This window comes from Cohnella sp. 56, from assembly GCF_037963805.1.
Taxonomy (GTDB): Bacteria; Bacillota; Bacilli; order Paenibacillales; family Paenibacillaceae; genus Cohnella.
In genome coordinates this window covers 44516-67224 of record NZ_JAZDQE010000023.1, presented here as the reverse complement: position 1 = coordinate 67224, position 22709 = coordinate 44516, and the positions used below count along the sequence as shown (strand labels likewise).

Here is a 22709-nt window from a genome sequence, read left to right as displayed (position 1 = left end):
CTTGTCAGCCTTTCAGCGATCCGACCATGACACCCTTGACGAAGTATTTCTGGATGAACGGATACACCAGCAAGATGGGCAGCACCGCAATAATGATGACGGCATATTTGATGTTCGTCGCGGTGACCGCCGCATAAGCCCCGCTGATCTCCTGCGATTGGTTCGACATCTCTCCCATGACGACCATGTTGCGCAGGATGATCTGGAGCGGGAACTTCGCCTTTTCGTTCAAATAGATCATCGCCGAGAAAAAGCTGTTCCAGTGCCCTACCGCGTAGAACATCGCCATCGTGGCCATGATCGGCTTGGACAGCGGCAGCGTGATCCGGATGAGCGAGGTCAGCTCGCTCGCGCCGTCCATGCCCGCCGATTCGTAGAGCTCGTTCGGAATCCCTTGAAAAAACGTCCGCATCACGATCATGTTCCAGACGCTGATCGCGCCGGGAATCACGATCGCCCACATCGTGTTCATCATCCCGAGCTTCTGCACGAGCAGATAAGAAGGAATCAGGCCGCCGCTGAAAAACATCGTGACGACGATCATCAGAGTAAAGAAACCTCTGCCGTAAAAGTCCCGTTTGGATAGCGGATAGGCGCACAGGGCGGTACAGAACAGATTGATCAGCGTCCCCACGACCGTGTACACGATCGTATTGAGATACGCCCGCCAGATCGAAGGATCCTGGAACACCAGCGAATACGTATTCAGATTAAAATCGATCGGATAAAACGACACGTCGCCGCGCATCACCGCGCTGCCGCCGCTGACCGACACGACGAAGATGTAATAGAGCGGGTAGAAGGTGACGAATACGAGCAGCAGCATGGCTGCGATGTTGATCGAGTCGAACAGACGGCTTCCGAAGCCTTTGTACATGACGCCTCTCTCCTTCCTTCCTTACCAGAGGCTCGTCTCGCTCGCCCTCCGGCTCAGATAGTTGCCGATCGTCAAGAAGACGAGCGCGATGACCGAGTTGAACAGGCCGACCGCGGTTGCGTAGCTGAAGTCGCTCGATACGAGCCCGCGCCGGTAGACGTAAGTCGAGATAATGTCCGACGTCGCAAAGTTGGAGCCGTTGGACAGCAGCAGCACCTTTTCGAACGAGACTGCCATGATCGCGCCGATGCTGAACAGCAGCATGATGATGATGGTCGGCATAATGCCGGGCAGCGTGACATGGAACATTTGCCGCCACCGGTTGGCGCCGTCGATCGTAGCCGCTTCGTACAGCTGCGAGTCGATCCCCGTCAGCGCCGCGAGAAAGATGATCGAGCCCCATCCGATCCCCTGCCAGATCTCGGAGGAGATATAGATTGTTCTGAACCATTCGGGCAGCATCAGAAAATGGATCGGCTCCAGTCCCAGGAAACCGAGAAACTGGTTGATCAGCCCGTCATAGGAAGCGAAATTCACGATGATGCCGCATACGACGACCGTTGACAGAAAGTGCGGCAGGTAGCTTACGGTCTGCACCAGTCGCTTGAACGCGGTGTGCCGCAGCTCGTTGAGCAGCAGCGCCAGAATGATCGGCGCAGGAAACGCGAACACAATCTGGTACAGTCCGATCAGCATCGTATTGCGGATCAGGGTGAAGAAATAAGGATCGGACAGAAACGCCCGGAAGTGCTTCAAGCCGACCCACGGACTCCCCGCGATCCCGTCGAATACGTTGTAGTTTTTGAACGCGATGAGAATGCCCGACATAGGTACATAAGAAAACAAAACAAAGTACAGGAACGGAATCGCAAACATCGCATAGTAATATTTGCTTTTCTTGATCCGGCCCCAGGCGTACCGCCGCCACGGCATCTCCGCCGTTCGCGCCGCGCCTTGCCGCCGGCTTTTATTTAAGGGAACATCCTGCACTTGCATGACCTCTCCTCCTTTCCGTCTGCCCTCATGATACCGGCCGCCATACCGCGTTCCAATTGGCAAAAAGGGACCGTATGATGCACCTCTCCGCCATGCCGGGCGTTGATGCATTTGTCTATCTGATGCACCTCTCCCACACAAAAACCGCGCACCGAAAAGGCGGACGCGATGCGCGTCCGCCCTTCCTGTCCGATTCCTGCCTGCACAGCCCTCAATCGTCTTGCCGCCGCCAGGTGTGCGTGCGGTTGCAGCTGCCATACGTTACAATCCTCGAACTTTAACATGGTCCGACCCAAAATACGGTTCAAAAAAGCGGGCCAGGCCCATGGGCCCGCCCGCTTCTCGCATCTCTATCCGTGCTTCCGGTCCGACGAATCCGGCAAACCTATCGTACGTCGCTCCCTGCTCGCGCGGATGACGGCGTCCAGCACCTCCTGATTGCGGTAGCCGTCCATGAAGTCCGGCAGGCCGTCCGGCGTACCGCCGTCCAGCAGCGACAGGAAGTCGCCGTACTGCGTCACCTTGCACTGCGCCGGCACATCGACGACCGCCCGGGCGAGCCGGCCCGGCGCCTCCTCGCGGGTCCAGACGACCCGCTCGGGATCAAGCGTCGATGCGTGCAGCGTGCCGTCATCGCCGTAGATCGTCACCTCGTGCTGATTGCCCGAGCCGACCGCATTGCGCGACGACTGGAATATGCCGGCCTCGTCTCCCGACATCAGCCCCTGAAAGCTCACAAAGTCGTCGACTTCAATCTTGACCATTCGGCCCGTGGCAGGATCGCGCCGCTCGGGAACGAGCGTGCGCAGCTGCGAAGACAGCTCCTTGAATTCGCCGAACAGAAACCGGGCCAGATCGATCATATGCGAGCCCAGATCGCCGAGCGTGCCCGTGCCGGTGATCTCCGGGTCGAACCGCCAAATATACGGCGTATCGTTCAGCACCGATCCCCAGCTCTGCAGGTATTGAATCGAGAAGCTGCGCACCGTGCCCAGCTTCCCCTCCCGAACCAGCTCTCTCGCATAGCGGAAGGCCGGCGTGTACCGGTAGCTGAAGCCGATCATGCCCGGCACCGGCCGCGGTTCATACTGCGCCAGAAGCGCGGTCGCTTCTTCAAAGACACGGGTGAACGGCTTCTCGGCGAGAAACGGCTTGCCTGCCTCAAGACAGGCGCGGATGATCGCCGCATGAATATGGTTGGGCGTCACGGAGACGACGGCATCGACGTCCGGGTCCGCGATCAGCTGCACAAAATCGGCGTATCGCTTGCCGGGGGCAATGCCGAGCGCATCGCCCTTTTCCGCCAGCGCCTTTTCATTTACGTCGCTGACCGCAGCAATCTCGTAGCGGCCCTCCTCTGCCATCCAGCGAATATGCGAATGCGCCATTCCGCCAAGACCGATCATACCGATTCGATAGGTTTTCATCGTATCGTCTTCACTCCCTGTTGCTCTGCTTTGCTTTGCATGGCAAGCTTTATTTAACGTTCTGATAGCGATCGTACGCATCGCTGTAGATCTTGATCAGCTTCTGCAGCCCCATGTCGTTCAGCTTCTTGACATAAGCGTCCCATTCCTGGTCGATGCCGCCCTTCGTGATCCACTTGGCGCGGTTGCTCTTGATATAGCTCTCGATATCCGTCGTCAGCGTAGGCATCTCCGCATATTCCTCGACCGTGTACATGACGTCGGGGAACGGCTGAGTCACATAATTTTTGCCCAGACTGTCAAGCTGCAGCTTCAGACCGTCGCCGGTAGCGGGATCGAGCTTGATTTTCTTTTCGAATTCGGGGCTGACATACTTCGGACCGAAGTCCCGCAGAGAGCTGTCCCAGTACCAGGCGTCGGCGCTTGTGCCTTCCGGCGGGTCCATCAGCGAATAAGTGCCGTCTTCGTTTTTGCTGATCGAAGTGCCGATGGCGCCCCAGAAGTTCTGAATGCTCGCTTCGCCGGTATAGAACTGGTCGGCCCAGCGTGCAGCCACCTCCGGATATTTGCAGGCGGTCGTGATCAGCAATTCGTTGCGGCGGAAGCTCAAGCCGTTCGGGTCGCCGACCTGATATTTTTTTCCGTCCGGTCCGCTGATCGGTGCGATCGTCTCATATTGCTTGCTCCAGGGGCCGAATACAGCATCCGGCGTCCACTGGTAGGAGAAGCCGACCAGCGCCGCGTCCGGATTTTGCCTTTTGGCCGTCAGCATCGTATTGTCCTGCGTGAACGTCTCCTTGTCGATCAAGCCTTCCGTGTACAGCTTGTTCGCCCAGACGATCCCTGCCTTGTAGGCATCCGAGGTCGGAATATATTCCAGCTTGCCGTCCTTGAGCATCATATGGTTGTTGCGAATGTCGGTAATGCCGAACGGCGCGAGCAGGTTCATATCCACATCCTTGGAATCGCTGTACGGAATCTCGTCCGGCTTGCCGTTTCCGTTGGGATCCTGCTCCTTGAACGCCTTGAGCACCTTGTACAGATCGTCGAGCGTCTCCGGCGCCTTCAATCCCAGCTTATCCAGCCAGGTCTTGTTGACAACCGGCTGTATGGAGGAGTACGGACGCGACGGCAGCCGTGCGGGCAGCGAGTAGATTTTGCCGTCCGGGAACGTGCTCAGCTTTTTCATATCCGGCATTTCGGCCATCGCCGCTTTGAGATTCGGCATATATTGGTCGATATAATCGTCAAGCGGGCGGAACAAGCCCAGATTATTCATAATATCGGCATCGCCGAACGCCATATCGCCGACGATGATATCCGGCATTTTGCCGCTCGCCAGCATGACGGATTTCTGTGTTTCCCAGTCGGTGTTGGAGATGACCTGCCAGTTGATCTTGACGTTCGAATTTTTTTCCAGCTCCTGCAGCCACGCGTTTTTGGCAAAGGAATCCCCCATGTTGCCCCAGCGGATCGTCAGCGCGTTCAGCGTCACGGTCTTGTCGACGATCGGCAGACCCTCCTGATGGAAGCTGCCGCTCGACTCGCCGGCCGGGCTCTTCCCCGCATTGCCGGATGCCGCCTGTTTTCCGCCGTTATCGCTGCTGCAGCCTGTCAGTACAGCCGTCCCCAATACGGAGACCAGTGCCAGGCCCGACATCCATTTTTTCGCCATGTATTTCGCCATGTATAACGCCCCTTTATACGAATGATTAGCATTCCATTGCCTAGCCTTCCCCGCCGCCTCGTCAGCTCTTCACGGCGCCGATCATCACCCCCTTATTGAAGTGCTTTTGCACGAACGGGTAGAGACACATGATCGGCAGCGTGGCGACGATAATGACGGAATAACGCAGCAGATTGGCCAGCCGCAGCGCGATCTGGGCCGCCTCGCCCGTGCCGAGCGCATTTTGCATCTGATTGGTCACCAGAATATCCCGCAGCACCAGCTGCAGCGGATAGAGATCGGGGTTCTGCAAATAAATGAGCCCGTTGAAATAGGAGTTCCACTGGCCGACCGCGAACCATAGCGCCAGTACGGAGATGATCGCCTTGGACAGCGGCAGCACCATCTGCACATAAAATCGGAGATTGCCGCAGCCGTCCATCTGGGCCGCCTCCCACAATTCCGGCGGGATGCCCGTCTGGAAAAACGTGCGCGCCACAATAATATCGAACACGGCGACAGAAAACGGCAGCACCATGACCCAGAACGTGTCGTACAGGTGAAAATCGCGAATCGTCAGAAACGTAGGCACCAGGCCGCCGTTGAAAAACATGGTGAAAATGAAGAACAAGGACAAAAACTTGCGGCCGACCAGATCCTTCCGCGACAGGGCGTAGGCCGCCGACAGATTGACTGCAAGCCCGATCGCCGTACCGACGGCCGTATAGAAAATCGTATTGCGATAGCCGATCCAGATGTTCGAATGCTTGAACAGCTCCTTGTAGCCGTCCAGCGTGAAGCCCTTGGGGAACAGCCATACATGGCCGCCGCCGACGGCCGACGGGTCGCTGAACGAAGCGATGACGATAAAATAAAGCGGATAAAGCACGGCAACAAGCACAATTGCGGCCCAGATGTACAACAAGGTTTCCAGCAGCCTGTCGCTGTTGCGCGTTTTTTGGATGCGCATCTCCATTTTTGCCGCAGTCCCGGTCTGCATCTCGATTGTTCGCCCTCCTTTCCGTTACCAGAGACTGTGCTCCGAATATTTCCTGGATATCTGGTTGACCAGAATCAGCAGCAAGAAGTTGATGACGGTATTGAACAGATTGATCGCCGCCGAGAAGCTGTACTGGGAGCTGAGCAGACCGATCTTGTATACATAGGTCGATAAAACTTCGCTGCCGGATATGTTCAGGTTGTTTTGCAAAAGGTACGCTTTCTCGAAGCCTACGCCGAGCAATCCGCCGACTCTCAGAATAAGCAGCGTCACGGCCGTCGGGATCAGCATCGGAATGTCGATGAACCTTATTTTCTGCCAGCGGCTCGCGCCGTCCACCGTCGCCGCCTCGTACAGGCTGGGGTCGACCGACGACAGGGCCGCGATATAAATGATGCTGTCCCAGCCCGCATGCTGCCACACATCGGACCACACGTACAGGCTGCTGAACAGGCTGGCAGAGCCGAGCAGATTCGGCGCTTCGGCCCCGAACAGCGAATAAATATGGCCGAGCAGGCCGTTGCCGGGCGACAGCACGATCATGAGGATGCCGACGATGACAATCGTGGATATAAAGTGCGGCATATAAGTGACCGTCTGGAACACGCGCTTGAACCGGTTAGCCCGCAGCTGATTCACGCATATCGCGAACAGAATGGGAATCGGGAATGTCGCGAAGCTGTACAGGCTGATATAAATCGTATTTTTGATCGTAATCGAGAACTGGTAGGAATTAAAAAACTTCTCGAAGTACTTGAGGCCTACCCATGGGCTCCCCATAATGCCCAGCGCCGGCTTGAAATCCTTAAAGGCAATAATAACGCCGTACATCGGCTTGTACGTGAAGCATAGCAGCAGCGTCACGGCGGGCAGCAAAAGCAAGTACAATCCCCAGTTTCTGCCGATCCCCGCCATCTTGCGCTGCAGACCGCCGCCCGATGAGCTGTTGATCAACGTTCAGTCCCCCTCTTCCTGTCTGCGCTGTTTCGTTTTTCTTCCCGCTTTGTCACGTCTTCAGTATACTTGCCGGACCGGAAGCGATTTGGACCATATGCCCCCGGTTATTCGGACTTTACGGAGCGGCGCAGACACGATCTCGCAGTCTGCCGGGTCCGGAGCGCCGCCGCATGCCGTACGATCCAGACTTTTTGCTGTCACTTTCCAGACATTCGTCGCCAACGCTCCGATCGCGGGTTGCAATTTCAAGTACCGGTATTATAATCATCAGACAACGCTATCCTTTTAATGAACAGAGGCTGACGCGAGGAGCTGCGGCATGGACAAGCAGATCGACAACAAGCTGTATCCGATCCAGCATTATGTGAGGATCATTCTCGTGATCTCTTTTTCCGCGCTCATTCTGGACTTCATCATCAGCTTCGCGTCGATCGCGATCGTCAAGCAGCAGTCCGCACGCGATTTGCGGGATACCGCCTACTTGTACATCAACCGGCTCAACGGCGACTTTTCCTATATTAATCACTACATGGGCTGGACGCTGGCCAACGACGACAATATCAAGATCATGAACAATCACGACACGGACGATCTCGCGTTCATCCAGGCCAACGAGTCGCTGTACCGCAGATTCGTCGAGCTGCAAAAAAGCTATGATCGAAACTATAATTTCTTCCTGTACCTCAGCAAAAAAAACGTCATGCTCAACAACGCGCCGATGGGGCTCTCATACAAGGAGTACCAGGAGCTGCTGCAGCAGATCAAAGCTTATATTGAAGACAAGGTGATCTACGAGCAGTTTTACTCCCGCTGGTCGACCATCCAGCTGGCAGGCAAATTTTATATCCTGAACGTCTTCCTGTATCAAGACAACTATATGATCTGCCTGATCGCGGCCGACGATCTGATCCGCCCGCTGCGTCAGATCAACCTGGGCGAGCATGGCTACGCGTCACTGTGGACAGAAGACGGCAGTCTCGCGACGAGTCCGCTCTCGAACAAAGGCAAGCCGCTGGCCGTCGGCCAGGAGCGCTACGCTTTTTGGAACGCGCTGCAGACCAAGACGACCGTCAAGGGCGAGTTCGACAACGCTTCCTTTTACGTCAAGCTTGTCATTCAGTTCGGCGCCTTCGAGAAGATCATGATTGCCCAGCTGCTCATTATGCTGCTGGCATTTATCGTAGCGTGCAGCCTGAGCTTTATCATGCTCTACTTCAGAAACAAGGTGCTGCAGCCGATCAAGAGCTTCTCCTACAATCTGGCCTTCTGGACGGAGGACGGCGAGCCGCTGGATATCGCCAGCAGCAAGATCGTGGAGCTGGAGAAGGCCAACAAGCAGTTCGCGCAGCTGGTCAGACAGATCAAAACGTATAAAATCGACATATACGAGCGCGAGATCGAAAAGCAGCGCATTCAGCTGGACTACAACAAGCTGCAGATCAAGCCGCATTTTTTTCTGAACTGCCTGACGACGATTCACAGCATGGCCCAGATGGATATGACCGAGGAGATTCAGCAGATGGCGCTGTCCACCTCCGTTTATTTCCGGTACATCTTCCAGAACGGCCGGGACTTCGTGCGGATGGCGGACGAGATCGAGCATGTCCGCGTATACCTCGATATTCAGCAAAACCGCTACCGCGACTCGTTCCAGTATCGGATAGAGGGAGCGGAGGCCGCGCAGGACACGCCAATCCCGCCGCTCGTGCTGCAGACCTTCGTAGAAAACGGCATCAAATACGCGGTGTCGCGCGACCGTCCGTCCCTCATCTTGCTCACCGTCGCACGCAGCGTCATTCAGGATGAGGAGACGACCGTCGTCACGATATCGGACACCGGCCCCGGCTTCCCGCCGGAGGTGCTGGAAAAGCTGCAGCGGGGAGAGCCGCTCGACCAGAGCGGCGGCACGCAGATCGGCATTATGAACACCGTGCAGCGGCTTCAATATTTGTATGGCCGGCGCGCGCGCATTGAATTTGCCAACAGCGGCGGAGCCTGCGTCACGCTTTATCTGCCGGAGCCGCCTGCCGATCCAATCTGAAAAGGAGGTTCGACTCATGCAAGCGCTGCTGGTGGATGACGATTATTTTGTCGTGACCGCGCTGGAGAAAAAGATCGACTGGGCTTCCCTTGGCATCGAGCGGGTGCATACCGCCCACAATGTCGCCCAGGCGCGCGATATTTTGATGAGCCATGCCATCCAGATTCTCATCTCCGATATCGAGATGCCGCAAGGAAGCGGTCTGGAATTGCTGGCGTGGATTCGGGAGGAGAGCTATGAGGTGCAGGCCATCTTGCTGACCAACTATGCCGACTTCAATTATGCGCAAAAAGCGATCGAGCTGCGCAGCTTCGAATATTTTCTGAAGCCGATCCAGTTCGACAAGCTGATGCTCATCATCCGGAAAGCCGTGGAGCGGGCCGGTGAGCAGCAGCGGCAAAAGCAGGCCATTCGCGAGGGCTACTACTGGCAGCGCAATCAGGCGAAGATTCTGGAGCACTTCTGGCGCAAGCTGATTCTGGACAGCGCCTCGTGCGAGCTGAAACCCGTGCAGATCGCGCGCGCTGTCGACGAGCAAAATCTGTCGTACGCCATGGACGATCTCGTACAGCCGCTGCTCCTCAATCTGTTCCCCTATGCCGGCAGCATGGGCGCAGAGGAGAAAGGTCTGTTCGACTTCGCGCTGCGCAATGTGGCGCATGAGCTGTTCCAATCCGCCGCATATACCGTGGAAACGATACTGGAATACAGCGCGCACAACTGGATCGCCGTCCTGCGATGGAGCCGGTCGCCCGATTCGTCCGAGCTTGAACAACTGTGCGGCTCCTTCATCCAGCAAGCCAATCATGCTCTGAAATGCGATGCCTGCTGTGTCGTCGGCAAGCCCGCCAGACTTGAAGCCGTCAGCGTCGCCATCCGCCAGCTGCTGCAGCTGAACGCGGGAATCGCCAAGCGGCGCAATCAGATATTCCTGGCCGAACGCGATCCCGGCCGCACCGACGAAGCCTATATTCCGCCGGACCTGGCCCTGCTCGAAAATCATCTGACACACAACCGGCCGGACGCCTTTCTCCAAGAGACGACGAGGTATCTCAATCATTATTCCGATGAAAATCATGTCGCCACATCCGCGCTCGCGCTGTTCAGGCTCGACATCATGCAGCTCGTGTACGCCTTCCTCAAAGCACAGGGCATTCAGGCGCATCAGCTGTACCAGGGCAAGTCGAACGAACGGCTGCTGGCGCAATCCCTGAACTCGATCGAGGATATGGAGGCGTATTTGCAATACCTGGTACAGACCGCGCTGTCGTACCGCGACTTCGCCGGACAGCCCACAACCGTGGCCGAGGAGATCAAGCAATATATTCATTCGCATTACGGAGAGGATCTGACCCGCCTCAGTCTGGCGGATGTCTTTTATCTGCATCCCGACTATCTGGCCCGGCTGTTCAAGCGGGAAACCGGCGTATCGCTCGGCGCCTATATTATCGGCGCCCGCATCGAAGCCGCCAAAAAGCTGCTCGCCACGACGCCGCTGTCGGTGTTCGCCGTAGCGAACAAAGTCGGATACGCCAACTACTCCTACTTCGCCAAGGTGTTCAAGCAAGAGGTCGGCCTGTCGCCGAACGAATACAAGCAGGCCGAGAAAACGGGACCGTCGTAACGATGCAGCGGCGCCTCGCCCGGGTTATGTTCAGCTTGGTCCGCACCAAACAGCCGCGCCCTCCGCAAGGATGGCGCGGCCCGCTCGTCAACGGCGCTTCAGCTTCCTACTGTCAGCAAACTTGCGATCGCCTGTGGGGCCGATCCAATACCCGTTCACGCCGGCGTCGTTCGGCTTTTTAACGACCAGCCGTTGTACGCGCCGTATGCTCATATTGCCGCTAAAAACAACGTCAGGGACGGCTGTCCCTGACGTTGTCCCTGACGTTGTCCCGCGATTCGGGCGTCGCATGCCCTCGCCGGCCGCACCGCCCTAAGCCAGCTCGACCGCGAACGCCTCGTACGGCTGAAGCGCCAACTGCGCGAAGTCGACTTCGGCGCGGTCGTAGTTGGCGATGATGACCGACGCGCTGCGGCCGAGCTGCGGTACGGTCGCCGAGATCGCCGTGCCTCCGAAGTTGGCCGCGACCGCCCATGTACGGCCCTCATGACGGCGCAGGTACAGGAACAGCTGCTCCGGCACGTCCCCGATCAGCTCGTAGTCGCCCCATACGACGATCGGATGGGCCTTGCGGATCGCGATCAGCCGCTTGTACGTATGGAAGACCGAGTCCGGATTGGCCAGCTCGGCGGCGGCGTTGATCGTCGTGTAGTTGGGGTTCGCCCGCAGCCATGGCGTGCCCGTCGTGAACCCGCCATGAGGCGTATCGTCCCATTGAATCGGCGTGCGCGCATTGTCGCGTCCCTTGGCATTGATGGAGGCGATGATATCCTCGCGCGAATATCCCCAGCCAAGACGCTCATTGTACATGTTGATCGTCTCGATATCCTGCGCCTCGGAGATGTCCGTGATCGGGCAGTTGGTCATGCCCAGCTCCTCGCCCTGATAAATGTACGGCGTCCCCTTCATCAGATGAAGCAGGATCGCGAACATCTTGGCGCTCGGCACGCGCAGCGCGCCGTCGTCTCCCCAGCGGGATACGATGCGCGGCAGATCGTGATTGTTCCAGAACAGGCTGTTCCAGCCCTGGTCCCCGAGCTCCGTCTGCCACTTGCTGAGCACGCGCTTCAGCTCGCCGACCGACAGCGGCTTCAAGTCCCATTTATCCTTGCCTTCCTGCTGATCGAGCCCGATATGCTCGAACTGGAATACCATCGACAGCTCCTTGCGCGCGGGGTCGGAGTACAGCTTCGCGATCTCGGGCGTCGCGCCCCATGTCTCTCCGACCGTCATCACATCATAGCGGCCGAACGTCTCGCGGTGCATATCCTGCAAGTATTCGTGCAGCTTCGGGCCGTTGCCGGTAATTTCTTGATCCGGAATTTTGCCGACGAGATCGATGACGTCCATCCGGAAGCCGCCTACGCCCTTTTCCAGCCAGAAGTTCATCAGATTCCATACTTCCTGCCGCACCTTCGGATTTTCCCAGTTCAGATCGGGCTGCCGCTTGCTGAACAGGTGCAAAAAATATTGGCCGGTCTGCTCGTCATACTTCCAGGCGGGGCCGCTGAAGGTCGACCGCAGGCCGTTCGGCTCGCCGCCGCCCGGCGCAGGGTCGCGCCAGATATAGTAGTCGCGGTATTCATTGTCTTTGCTTTTGCGCGATTCGATGAACCATGGATGCTCGTCGGACGTGTGATTGACGACCAGATCCATCACGATCTTGATGCCGCGCGCGTCCGCCTCGCGGATCAGCTCGTCCATGTCGGCCATCGTGCCGAACTCGTCCATAATGTCGCAGTAGTCGCTGATGTCGTAGCCGTTGTCGTCATTCGGCGACTTGTAGACGGGGCTCAGCCAGATCGCGCCGATGCCCAGCTCCTGCAGGTAGTCCAGACGTTGGATAATGCCTTGCAGATCGCCGATGCCGTCTCCGTTAGAATCCTGGAAGCTCCGCGGATAGACTTGATAGACGACTGTCGTTTTCCACCATTTGTCGGACATGAGAATCGCTCCTTCAATCGTTAATATTAAGATTCGGGCCGCTCGGCGGCTCTCCGGCGCTGTCCCGCTTCACGAGCGTATGCGCAACGATGATGCTGCCGTCCGAATACGGCTCGCCTTTGATCCGGGCGATCAGCCTCTCCGTGGCGAGACGCCCCATCTCCGAGAGCGGCTGCCGGATCGTCGTGAGCGGCGGATGCACCATCCGGGCAAAGATCAGATCGTCATAGCCTACGATCGACAGATCGTCAGGAACGCGAAGCCCGCGCTCCAGCGCAGCGGCCAGCGCGCCGGCCGCCATCTCGTCGCTCGCGGCGAATACGGCCGTGAGCGACGGCGCGTCAGCCAGCAACCGCTCCATCGCGCGCCGGCCGCCGTCCAGACAGAAGCCGCCGCAAGCGACCAGCGCCTCCCGATAGGCAATGCCGCCTGCCTCCAGTGCGTCGCGGTAGCCGTCGACGCGGGGCTGTCCTGCGACCGGATCGTCCGGCGTACCCGCGATCATCGCAATCTCCCGATGACCTAACCGGACGAGATGCTCGGTCGCCTCCCTGGACGCCTCGCGGTCGTCCACCTTGATATAAGACAGATCCGAGCGTTCCGGCAGCGTATTGACCAGCATGACCGGCACGCGCATGGCGGCCAGCTCTTGCTCATAGGCTGCGAGGACGAACTGGCTCGCGAACACGATTCCGTCGACCTGTTTTTCCCGCAGCACACGCAAGTACTTCATGGTGCGCTCGCCCTCGCGCGCGGTATTGCACACGATAATGCTGAAGCCGCGTTCGTTGGCCGCTTCCTCGATGCCGTGCAGCAGCTCCGCCGAGTAGCTGCCCGACACCTGGGGGAACAGCACGCCGATCGTCTGCGTGCGCCGCGATACGAGTCCGCGCGCGATCGCGTTGGGCCTGTAGCCCAGCTCCTCGGCCGCCTTCATCACCAGCTCCCGCGTCTTGTCCGAGTATCCCGTCAGGCCGTGAATCACCCGGGATACGGTCGCGATCGATACGCCCGTTTTTTGGGCAATATCCTTGATGGTCGGTTCTCGTTTCTCCAGCTCCATCCCTCTGTTCTTATAGAGAGTAAACGTTTAACCTAATCTAGCTTAACTGCCCTCCCTCCGCCTGTCAATGTGCCGATTTGCTGCGTCACGAAGTCCCCTTTCTCGTCCAATAGCGGCTTGCCGCCGCTGTCCCCCGGCACCGTTGATCCATGCCTTCACCAGATAACCCGTAAAATCGCGCGCAGGTGTCTTCCATTTCACCTATGGCAAAGGGCATAACCGGAATCGTTATGCCCCTGCCGTTCATGACTTGCCGTTCGCCTGACGCCAAGCGTCCAGCTGCTTTTGCGCTTCCGCAATGACTTTGTCGGCACCCGCCAGCTTCTGCTTTTCGAGCATTTTCGGAATATTTTCCTCCGGGTCCAATTGACCGGACTTGATGCCGTCCGCGAACGCCTTCTGCGCCGTATCGATCGCGATGATCTCGTTTTTGACCGGCTCCGGATCGAATATGAATCCGAACATGCGGGACGGGTTGCTCGATACCATCGCATTGAACTTCTCATAGTTCTCGTACTTGTTCGGATCTTCTCCGACCCGGGTGTAGTTCAGCATCTGGTTGCCGATCTGCCACATAATATCGTGATAGAAGCCGACGTTGTCGATCGTCTTGCCTTCCGGCAGCGCGATCTGGCCGTCCTTGAGCACATAATGCTTGCCCTCGACGCCGAAGTTGAACAAGGTCAGCAGGTTTTTATCCTTGAAAAACAGGTTCAGCAGCATCATGGCGCGCTCGGGGTCTTTGCTCGTCTTGGAGATCGCCTGCATCGTCGCCGTCATCTTGCCGGTTTGCAGCCGGTCGATATTGAGCGGTATTTGCAGCACCTCGCGGCCCGCCTTCAAGGAACCGTTCGGGGAGATGGCCGCGGAGCCGATCGTCATATCGGCGAGAATATCCATGTCGCCGACGAGCGCGAACGCTTTGCCGGCCTGGAATTTTTTCCACGCGTCAAGCCCCGGCGTCAACGCATCTTTGTTGATATAGCCGGCCTGGAACCACTTGCGCGTCAGCTTGGCCAATTCCATATAACGCGGCGTGGAGAACAGATTGACGACGGTGTAGTCATCCGGCGCGGTGCCCAGCACGTTCAGCGCGGCCAGGCTGCCGATCGAGTCCGTCGTGCCGGAGGAGTAGTACGCCTCCAGCGGGAAGCTCGGCGCCACGAGCGGCGTGACGCCCGGCTCCTTCTCCTTGATCGTGGCGAGCATGGATTCCAGGTCCTCCACCTTGCCCGACTTGAACACGCTCAGGTCGAACTTGTACTTGTCCGCCAGCTCCTTGTTCAGATATACGCCCTGCGAGCCGCCCAGCTCCTGATGCGTATGGATGCCGTACAGCTTGCCGCCGCGCTTGGCCGGATCGTGATAGTCCTTCTCGACCGCTTCGATATCCTGGCCGTACTTGGCCAGCAGATCGTCCAGCGGGAGCAGACCGCCCTTGGCGACCTGCTGGTTGAAGCCGAGCCAGTCCGCGGTGAAGAACAGGTCGAACTTGTCTCCCGAAGCCATCATCAGATTCGTCTTGTCGCTCCACGCGCCCCAGTCGATCGGATTCAGTTTTACCGTCATGTTCATCTCGGGATAGGTCTGCTTCAAGTAATCGTTGATCCCGCTCTGCACGCTCGTCAGGTCGCTTTGCGGCCCGTCGGGATACACCATGACGACCTCGTACGGGGCGAGCGCCTTCTGGCCGTCTCCGCCTGAAGCGGACGGCGTCGCCGCCGCACTCGAAGCGCTGTCGCCGCCGGCATTGCTGTTGCCGCAGCCTGTCGCCGCGAGGGCGACCGACAGCATCAGTCCGGACAGTACTGTCGTCCCTTTCTTCCATCTTTTCATGTGAATGAATCCTCCCCATTGATTGCATCGTCGATTTGCGGATCTATACTAAACCGATGACTTCACCGGGCTTAGCCTTTGACTGCGCCTACCGTCAGTCCTTTAATGAAGTACTTCTGCAGGAAAGGGAACACCAGCACGAGCGGCCCGATCGCCACCATCGCCATCGCCATCCGGATCGATTCGAGCGGCTGCGACACATTGGCCGTGCTGCTGTAGGCTTTGTTGGCGATAGACTGCAGGAACGATGCGTTCATCAGCGTCTTGTTCAGCAGGTACTGCAGCGAATACAGCTTCTCCTTGTTGATGAACACCAGGCTCGTGAACCAGTCGTTCCAGTACGAGACGATGGTGAACAGTCCGATCGTCGCGAGCACCGGCAGCGACAAGGGCAATATGATGCTGAAGTAGGTTCTGTATTCGCTCGCTCCGTCGATCTGGGCGGAGTCGATCAGCGAAGGCGGTATGCTGTTCGTAAAAAACGTCCGCATAATAAACACGTTGAAGCCGCCGATCAGTCCCGGTACGATAAGCGCGAGCAGCGTATCCTGCACGTGGAGGAAGCGGGTGTACACCAGGTACCACGGGAGCAGCCCGCCCGAGAACAGCATGGTGAAAAAAACGTAGAAGCCGAGCGCATTGCGGTAAGGAAAATCGCTTCGCGACAACGTGTAAGCCATCGCTGAAGTAATAAACAGGCTGACGGCTACGCCTATGATCGTGACGAGTATCGTCACCCCGTACGCCCTGATAATATTGCCGGAATCGTGCATCAGATATTGATAAGCCACCCAGTCGATATGTTTGGGCCAGAAGCTGTATCCGTGCAGCGTGACCTCGTTTTCGTTGGACAGCGATACCATCAGGACGAGCCAGAACGGCAAAATGCAGGCCAGACTCAACAGACTCAAAATGATGACGATAAACGGATTCGTTCGCTTTTTGATTGCCACGCCTCACCCCTCCTTAGAACAGCGCGTTTTCTTTGCTGATTCTTTTGACGATGAAATTGACCGTGATGACGAGGATGAAGCCGACGACGGATTGCACCAGGCCCGCGGACGACGCAAGACCCGTATCGCCCGTCACGAGCAAGGCGTTGTATACGTAAGTGTCGATGACCTCGGTCGTCTCCTTCAGCATGGAAGAAGCCATCGTCGCCTGGTAGAACAGTCCGAAATCCGCGTTGAAAATTCGGCCGATCGCCAGCAGCGTCAAAATGATGATGACCGGGGCGATCAGCGGAATCGTAATTTTCGTCATCTGCTTCCATTTGCCGGCGCCGTCGATCAATGCGGCTTCGTAGTATTCCTGATCGATGCCGACGATGGCGGCCAGATAGACGATGGCGGAATAGCCGACCGTTTTCCAGGTGTTGACGATGACGAGGATATACGGCCAGTATTCCGGCGACGCATACCAGGCGACCGGGTCCTTGCCCAGCGGTTCGAGGATCGACTTGTTCACGAAGCCAAGCTCCGGGTTGAGGAATCCGAATACGACGTAGCCGACGATAACCATCGACACGAAGTTCGGGAGGATGACCGAGCTCTGGAAAAACTTCGACAGAACGCGATTTTTCACTTCGTTCAGCAAAATGGCCAGCAGCACGGCGAGACTGGTGTTGAGGACGAGGAATACGAGATTATACAGCAGCGTGTGCTTGATGATTTTCCAGGCGTCGTTGGAGGCGAACAAAAACTCGAAGTTTTTGAAGCCGACCCACTGACTGCCCCAGATTCCCTGCGTATAATTCAAGTCTTTGAAGGCCAGGAAAATTCCGAACATCGGGAGATAGTTGTTGATGAACAGCATGACGATGCCCGGCAATGCCAGAATGAGGAGCGCCCGATACTTCCACAATGTGCCCAGGACGCTTCTGGGGCGGTTGACCGCCCGCGCTTGCAGTGTTGCCGCCCGATCTGCTGCGGCCATGCGCTCCACCTACTTCTCAAGTTTGTATACACTCAGTATAGGGTGGACGCATGAGCCGCTCCGCCGTTTTTGTCACCTCAGTCTAGTCTTTTTGTGACATTGCGATATTGCTGCGGGTTGACGCCGAATTGCTTCTTGAACATTTTCGTAAAATGGGAAAAGTTGCTGTATCCGACCTGCTGCGCGATCGCGCCGACCGTCATGGACGAGCCGTCGAGCAGCTGCTTGGCCCGATTCATTTTGATCTCGATCATATAATCGATGAGATTGGCGCCGGTTTCTTTTTTGAACAGCCGGGACAGGTAGGCCGGGTTGAGGTTGACGTGGGCGGCCACATCGTCCCGCGATATGTTTTCTTCCACTTGCTCCTTCATATATTGAATCGATTTATGGACGACGCCGCCGGCCTCCTGCTCCGAGTAAGCCGTCTCCATGACGGCGCAGATCAGATTTTCGGCCCAGTGCTTGTACTGGGACAAGCTTCTGATCTGCGCCGTCGCCCATACCGTGAACTGCGGAACTTCGCTTGCCGCGATTCTTTTGACATGCAGGAAGTCGTAGACGATCCGGAGCGTCATGTGGCAGAGCGTCTCGATCCGCTTTTCAGGCATACTTCTGTCCGACTCCAGCTGTTCTACGCTGCGCTCGATCAGCCCGACGATCTTGTCCTGTTCTCCGCCGAGCATGCAGGACAGCCATACGGAATCGTCGATACATTCGATGCCGGTTGCGGCAGCGGGCGCTGCGGCTTGCGGCGTGTACATAATGACCGATTGCTTCCGGCTAACGTTGTTGCGCTCGAGGCTTTTGAGGGCGTCGCAGAGCCTGGACACATCCTGCAGCTGCACATGATGGCCTACGTAGCAGGCAACCTGGCAGTAAAAGTAAGTTTGGCAAATCTCGATAAACTTCGTTCCTGCATTCGTCCATCGCTCGGCGTCGCGCGCGGCCTCGTCCGCGTATATCATCGCAAACAGAACGCCGCTGCGGTCGACAATGACGTCTCCCGGCATGCCGGACAGAAACACTTCATCGGCCGCCTTTTTGACGGCATATTCCATAATATCCTGATCCCGCTCGTCCAGCGGCTTTTTCCATTCCTCGATGCTGATCAAGATCGGCAGCACCCGGTCCGACGGAGCCAGCGCCAGCCGGGAATCGTCTATCGCCCGCTCCAGAAAATTGCCGAAGGAGAGAATCCGCCGCGACAGCAGATCCTGCCAGAACTTCTCCGCCAGCAGCGGCTGCTGTCTTCTCCACATTTCTTCGGCTTTTTGATACTGCTCGCTGCGCTGCTGGCTTTCTTGTCTTTCTTTAATTTTTTGCAGCATGCGGACGACGACCTGAACCAGCTCCCCGCCGTCGACCGGCTTCAACAAATAATCGTAGCTGCCGAGTTGAATGGCCTGCTTGGCATAGGAGAATTCGGAATGACAGGTCAGAAACAACGACTCGATATGCGGGAATCGCTCCTTCACCCAGCGGACGACGGACAGTCCGTCCTCGTCAGGCATCTCGATATCGCAGATCAGTATGTCGATCGGATGCGCCTGCATTATTTTTTTGGCTTCATCCGCATGATGGGCCGTATGTACGATGCGGATGCCGAGCGCTTCCCAGTCGGCGCATTGCCGAATGCCGTCCACCGCGAACGGCTCGTCGTCGACGATCAGCATTTGAGTCATTTTGCGTCAAGCTCCTTTCCAATTTCGATAGGCAGGCAGAGCCGTACCCCGAATCCTTTCGGTTCATTGTGAAAAAAAGAGATCGTCGCCCGGTATCCGTAGCGCATCGCCAATCGTCTTTTCACATTCCAGATGCCGATATGATTGTCTTCCGAAGCGGGCGCATAATTCTCCGAGGACAGGTCTGCGAGCATCTCGGGCGTCGTACCCTTGCCGCTGTCCCTCACCTCGATACACATCTGTCCTTCGGGAACGCCCGACCGCGACGCCGTGACGCTCAGCGTGAACGGCTCCCCTCTGACGCTCATGCCGTGCAGCATCGCATTCTCGACGAACGGCTGCACGATCAGCGAAGGGACCTGCGCTGCCGGCAGCTCCTGCTCGACGTCGATGTCGAACTCGAACGACTCCTGATAGCGCAGCTTCTGTATCTCCAGGTAATTGCGAATGTGGGCAAGCTCGTCCCCCAGTGTGATCGTATCCCTGCTCGCGCCCAGTATGAACCGGAAATACTGCACCATATGGCGGACGGTTTTCTTGACGAGTTCATATCGCTTCATGTCGGCCAGCTGAAAAATGATGTTCATCGTGTTCAAGAAAAAATGAGGATTGATCTGCGTTTGAAGATGCTTAAATTCCGCTTTCTGCACGTTCAGCCGTTCTTCGTACACATCTATTTTTAAATCTTTGATTTCTTCGACCATGTCGTTAAACGTATGATTAATAATATCAAATTCTAATACGGGAGAACCCGGAAGCTTGATGTCCCTATCGCCGTCCTTCGTTCTGCGGATGGCCACCAGCAGCTGCAAAATCGGCCGGTAAATGATTTTTCGAAACACGAACAAATAGACGAGCAAAATCAGAAATACGAATATCGGCAGCACGTTGATCGCCGTCTGAAAGTTTTTCAAGCTGCGCAGCAGCTCCGAGTAGGGCAGGACGACAGCCATGCTGATGCCGTTCTCCACGGACCGGCTTGTAATGATAAACAGCTTGCTCGCATGATCGGTATAGGAAAACGACGTATTCGTCGTCAGCTTGTCGGCGGGAAGCCGGAAATCATCGTGAAACTTCGGGGAAAGCTCCGACAGCACGGTACCGTCCTCGCCGGCAAAAAGAACGTCTCCGCCTTCGCGCAGATTAAGATCGCCGAGTGCCGTCTTTAATGTATTGACATTAATGAGCGCACCGATAAACGTATCGTTGTTCGAATCGTCGCTGACGACCCGATGCAGGAAATTTTGACCGCCGATCCGAACGATCGACCACTTGTACAGCAGCGGCACACGCGCTTCGGCGGACTGAAGAGAACCGGTAATCCAGGCTTTGACCTCGTCGTGATCCGAGCCCGGAATGACGTTCGTCGCGGCGAACAAGTCGTTGTTCCTGGCATAAATGTAGAACATATCGACCGTATGGTAGTACGAGCGATATGCCGAATTGCGCTGAAGCAGCTCCGTCTTCGCAAAAAAATAATCGGAGTCGGACAGTCCCGACCTGCCGAACTTCTGAAAATTATCGTCATGGTCTACGATATAGACCATATTGGTCGTGATGTCGTCCAGACTTCTGTCGATCATATGAAGATTGGAATTGACGAGATTCTGATAAGAATTCGCCACCTGCGTGAGCACGACTTGTCGGGCATAATGGCCCGCGACGAACAGCAGCAGCAGCAGCGGCAGCGTGACCGCAGTGAATAGCACGATGAAGCGCGAGCGCAGCCCTCTTGTTTTGTTCAATGTCATAGCGCGACGCAACCCTCCGCAAAAGAAGAAAATGCGCGAACGGGTCTATTGAATAGACCCTTCGCGCTTAAGTCATTTATTGCCCGCCGTTCAGGCTGCCGGAGGCGATCCGTCCGTAGGAGACGGTCGCCCCTCTCGTCGGTGCGGCCCACTTGACCGCATTATGGATAACCTGCAGCACTTGCGGATGATGATACACGGGGAATGTCTCGTGTCCGGGGCGGAAGTAGAACAGCTTTCCTTTGCCGCGCCGATAGCAGCAGCCGCTGCGGAACACCTCTCCGCCCTCGAACCAGGAGATCAGCACCAGCTCGTCCGGCGCCGGTATCTCGAATCGCTCCCCGTACATCTCTTCCTTCGGAATATCGATATAGTCGCCCAGACCGTCGACGATCGGATGGCCGTGCTCGATGACCCACAGCCGCTCCCGCTCCCCGTCGTCTCTCCACTTCAATGCGCCGGTGCGCGTGCCGAGCAGCCGCTCGAACACTTTGGAGCCGTGTCCGGAATGCAATACGATCAGCCCCATCCCCTGCAGCACGCGCTCCCTCACCTTGTCCGCGATATCGTCGCGGACATCGCCGTGCGCGAGATGCCCCCACCAGATCAGCACATCCGTACGGTCCAGCACTTCGTCCGTCAATCCGTGCTCCGGCTCGTCCAGCGTCGCCGTCGATACGTCAAGCTCGCCCGCAGTCCGCAAATGTCCCGCGATCGCGCCGTGAATGCCTTCCGGATAAATCTCCGCCACCTGCGGATTCGTTTTCTCGTGCCGGTATTCGTTCCATACGGTTACTTTGATTGTCGTCATTTTTTGAAGCGCCTCCTATTCGACGGATATCCATTTCTGTTCGGTAAAAGATTGTATAATTGCATCCACGGCCAGCTGATTCGCATAACCGTCCTCAATCGTTGCATTATTCCCATCGCCGCGCCCGTTTACCAGATCGAAAAATGCCTGCATCTGCCCCATCCGGCATTCATCCGGCATGTCGACTTCACGGAACTGCATGTCGCCCTCGTCCGCGAATTTAACCTTGAGCGTGTCTTGCGCCTCCAGATTGTAGATCAGTGCGCCCTGGGTGCCGTAAATCTCGATCTGCTGATCGTTGCCGCGTCCGTAGGCAAATCTGGAGATCGTCATCGTCGCAGAGACGCCGCCTTCGAGCCGGGAGAGCACATGGCAGTAATCGTCCACGTCGACCTCGCCTTTGCCCGACCCGTCGGGAAGATCGCGCTCTGCAACGATCGTGCCGGCATCCGCCATAACCCGCCGGGTATCGCCGACCAGAAAACGGGTCAAATCGAGCATATGGCTGCCCAAATCTCCGAGTGCGCCCGAGCCGGTCAACGCCTTGCGGAACCGCCAGACGAGCGGGATCTCCTCGTCGATCGCCCAGCCCTGCAAGTATTGGCCGTACACGTGAAGGATTTTTCCGAGCCTGCCCGATTCGATCAATTGCTTCGCATATCGCACCGCGCTCTTGTAGCGATAGGAGAAACAGATCATGTGGGGTATCGGGTTGCGAGCCAGCATGTCCTTCAGAACAGCCGCTTCTCCTGCATTCAGCGCGACCGGCTTCTCGAGCGCAAATGGTTTGCCGTACGCGATGGCCAGCTTCGCGATCTCGAAATGATTGAAGTTCGGCGTGCCGATCGTGACCGCATCCAGCTCCGGGTCCTGCAGCATCAGCTCGTAGTCGAGATGCATGCGGGAAGCAGGAATATTCCATTCCTTGCCTCTTTTTTCAAGCAAGGCGGCGTTGCAATCGCTGATCGACCAGATCTCCGCGTCGGCACTGTCCAAAATGCCCTTGCTATGAAAATCCGCGATCCCTCCTAGTCCGATGATACCGACTTTTAATTTCCCCATTCACACCATCATCCTCATTGGCAGGTTCGTTAAA

17 protein-coding genes are annotated in these 22709 nt (G+C 56.9%); 2 read left to right on the top strand and 15 right to left on the bottom strand.

Features of this window, described 5'->3' with window-relative positions; all coding sequences use genetic code 11:
• Positions 1 to 4: 4 nt before the first annotated feature.
• The 6 genes from VQ071_RS26910 to VQ071_RS26885 form a co-directional block, all read right to left on the bottom strand.
• Positions 5 to 877, bottom strand: a complete 873-nt coding sequence (locus VQ071_RS26910) for a carbohydrate ABC transporter permease (RefSeq protein ID WP_340517637.1) — start codon at positions 875 to 877, stop codon at positions 5 to 7.
• A gap of 21 nt (positions 878 to 898) precedes the next feature.
• On the bottom strand, positions 899 to 1873 hold the full coding sequence (locus tag VQ071_RS26905) for an ABC transporter permease (protein ID WP_340517635.1): 975 nt from the start codon (positions 1871 to 1873) through the stop codon (positions 899 to 901).
• A gap of 350 nt (positions 1874 to 2223) precedes the next feature.
• Positions 2224 to 3300, bottom strand: a complete 1077-nt coding sequence (locus VQ071_RS26900) for a Gfo/Idh/MocA family protein (protein ID WP_340517633.1) — start codon at positions 3298 to 3300, stop codon at positions 2224 to 2226.
• 49 nt (positions 3301 to 3349) lie between these two features.
• Entirely contained in the window at positions 3350 to 4987 is a 1638-nt protein-coding gene (locus VQ071_RS26895) for an extracellular solute-binding protein (protein WP_340517631.1), read from the bottom strand.
• A gap of 61 nt (positions 4988 to 5048) precedes the next feature.
• Positions 5049 to 5966 (bottom strand): carbohydrate ABC transporter permease, encoded by a 918-nt coding sequence (locus VQ071_RS26890; RefSeq protein WP_340517629.1) that lies wholly within the window; start codon positions 5964 to 5966, stop codon positions 5049 to 5051.
• A gap of 24 nt (positions 5967 to 5990) precedes the next feature.
• Complete coding sequence (locus VQ071_RS26885) at positions 5991 to 6881, bottom strand: ABC transporter permease (protein WP_340517663.1); 891 nt, start codon at positions 6879 to 6881, stop codon at positions 5991 to 5993.
• A gap of 361 nt (positions 6882 to 7242) precedes the next feature.
• Between VQ071_RS26885 and VQ071_RS26880 the strand changes: the two genes are divergently transcribed.
• Positions 7243 to 8964, top strand: a complete 1722-nt coding sequence (locus VQ071_RS26880; protein WP_340517627.1) for a sensor histidine kinase — start codon at positions 7243 to 7245, stop codon at positions 8962 to 8964.
• 16 nt (positions 8965 to 8980) lie between these two features.
• A complete protein-coding gene (locus VQ071_RS26875; RefSeq protein ID WP_340517625.1) occupies positions 8981 to 10588 on the top strand; it encodes a response regulator transcription factor in 1608 nt (535 codons plus the stop codon).
• Positions 10589 to 10900: 312 nt separating this feature from the next.
• Here VQ071_RS26875 and VQ071_RS26870 read toward each other — a convergent pair whose 3' ends face one another.
• The 9 genes from VQ071_RS26870 to VQ071_RS26830 all read right to left on the bottom strand — a co-directional run bounded on the left by VQ071_RS26870 (position 10901) and on the right by VQ071_RS26830 (position 22675).
• Positions 10901 to 12532 (bottom strand): alpha-glucosidase, encoded by a 1632-nt coding sequence (locus tag VQ071_RS26870; protein ID WP_340517623.1) that lies wholly within the window; start codon positions 12530 to 12532, stop codon positions 10901 to 10903.
• Positions 12533 to 12545: 13 nt separating this feature from the next.
• The gene (locus VQ071_RS26865; RefSeq protein WP_340517622.1) at positions 12546 to 13595 is read right to left on the bottom strand and encodes a LacI family DNA-binding transcriptional regulator; all 1050 of its coding nucleotides are present in this window, start codon (positions 13593 to 13595) and stop codon (positions 12546 to 12548) included.
• Positions 13596 to 13838: 243 nt separating this feature from the next.
• Positions 13839 to 15431, bottom strand: a complete 1593-nt coding sequence (locus VQ071_RS26860) for an ABC transporter substrate-binding protein (RefSeq protein WP_340517621.1) — start codon at positions 15429 to 15431, stop codon at positions 13839 to 13841.
• A 71-nt stretch (positions 15432 to 15502) separates the two neighbouring features.
• Entirely contained in the window at positions 15503 to 16384 is an 882-nt protein-coding gene (locus VQ071_RS26855; RefSeq protein ID WP_340517620.1) for a carbohydrate ABC transporter permease, read from the bottom strand.
• A gap of 13 nt (positions 16385 to 16397) precedes the next feature.
• Positions 16398 to 17366: an ABC transporter permease gene (locus VQ071_RS26850; protein ID WP_340517619.1), complete on the bottom strand. Its 969-nt coding sequence runs from the start codon at positions 17364 to 17366 to the stop codon at positions 16398 to 16400.
• Between the two features lie 77 nt (positions 17367 to 17443).
• Positions 17444 to 19051, bottom strand: coding sequence for a response regulator transcription factor (locus VQ071_RS26845; RefSeq protein WP_340517617.1), 1608 nt, complete (start codon positions 19049 to 19051; stop codon positions 17444 to 17446).
• Positions 19048 to 20802: a sensor histidine kinase gene (locus VQ071_RS26840; RefSeq protein ID WP_340517616.1), complete on the bottom strand. Its 1755-nt coding sequence runs from the start codon at positions 20800 to 20802 to the stop codon at positions 19048 to 19050. The genes VQ071_RS26845 and VQ071_RS26840 overlap by 4 nt, the downstream gene beginning before the upstream one ends.
• A gap of 76 nt (positions 20803 to 20878) precedes the next feature.
• The gene (locus VQ071_RS26835) at positions 20879 to 21613 is read right to left on the bottom strand and encodes a ThuA domain-containing protein (protein ID WP_340517614.1); all 735 of its coding nucleotides are present in this window, start codon (positions 21611 to 21613) and stop codon (positions 20879 to 20881) included.
• A gap of 15 nt (positions 21614 to 21628) precedes the next feature.
• Positions 21629 to 22675 (bottom strand): Gfo/Idh/MocA family protein, encoded by a 1047-nt coding sequence (locus tag VQ071_RS26830; protein WP_340517613.1) that lies wholly within the window; start codon positions 22673 to 22675, stop codon positions 21629 to 21631.
• Between the last annotated feature and the right edge of the window lie 34 nt (positions 22676 to 22709).

Excerpts from the sequence above, each read along its gene's own strand:
- VQ071_RS26910 (WP_340517637.1), bottom strand. The coding sequence starts at position 877 with ATGTACAAAGGCTTCGGAAGCCGTCTGTTCGACTCGATCAACATCGCA.
- VQ071_RS26905 (WP_340517635.1), bottom strand. The coding sequence starts at position 1,873 with ATGCAAGTGCAGGATGTTCCCTTAAATAAAAGCCGGCGGCAAGGCGCG.
- VQ071_RS26900 (WP_340517633.1), bottom strand. The coding sequence starts at position 3,300 with ATGAAAACCTATCGAATCGGTATGATCGGTCTTGGCGGAATGGCGCAT.
- VQ071_RS26895 (WP_340517631.1), bottom strand. The coding sequence starts at position 4,987 with ATGGCGAAATACATGGCGAAAAAATGGATGTCGGGCCTGGCACTGGTC.
- VQ071_RS26890 (WP_340517629.1), bottom strand. The coding sequence starts at position 5,966 with ATGCAGACCGGGACTGCGGCAAAAATGGAGATGCGCATCCAAAAAACG.
- VQ071_RS26885 (WP_340517663.1), bottom strand. The coding sequence starts at position 6,881 with ATGGCGGGGATCGGCAGAAACTGGGGATTGTACTTGCTTTTGCTGCCC.
- VQ071_RS26880 (WP_340517627.1), top strand. The coding sequence starts at position 7,243 with ATGGACAAGCAGATCGACAACAAGCTGTATCCGATCCAGCATTATGTG.
- VQ071_RS26875 (WP_340517625.1), top strand. The coding sequence starts at position 8,981 with ATGCAAGCGCTGCTGGTGGATGACGATTATTTTGTCGTGACCGCGCTG.
- VQ071_RS26870 (WP_340517623.1), bottom strand. The coding sequence starts at position 12,532 with ATGTCCGACAAATGGTGGAAAACGACAGTCGTCTATCAAGTCTATCCG.
- VQ071_RS26865 (WP_340517622.1), bottom strand. The coding sequence starts at position 13,595 with ATGGAGCTGGAGAAACGAGAACCGACCATCAAGGATATTGCCCAAAAA.
- VQ071_RS26860 (WP_340517621.1), bottom strand. The coding sequence starts at position 15,431 with ATGAAAAGATGGAAGAAAGGGACGACAGTACTGTCCGGACTGATGCTG.
- VQ071_RS26850 (WP_340517619.1), bottom strand. The coding sequence starts at position 17,366 with ATGGCCGCAGCAGATCGGGCGGCAACACTGCAAGCGCGGGCGGTCAAC.
- VQ071_RS26845 (WP_340517617.1), bottom strand. The coding sequence starts at position 19,051 with ATGACTCAAATGCTGATCGTCGACGACGAGCCGTTCGCGGTGGACGGC.
- VQ071_RS26840 (WP_340517616.1), bottom strand. The coding sequence starts at position 20,802 with ATGACATTGAACAAAACAAGAGGGCTGCGCTCGCGCTTCATCGTGCTA.
- VQ071_RS26835 (WP_340517614.1), bottom strand. The coding sequence starts at position 21,613 with ATGACGACAATCAAAGTAACCGTATGGAACGAATACCGGCACGAGAAA.
- VQ071_RS26830 (WP_340517613.1), bottom strand. The coding sequence starts at position 22,675 with ATGGGGAAATTAAAAGTCGGTATCATCGGACTAGGAGGGATCGCGGAT.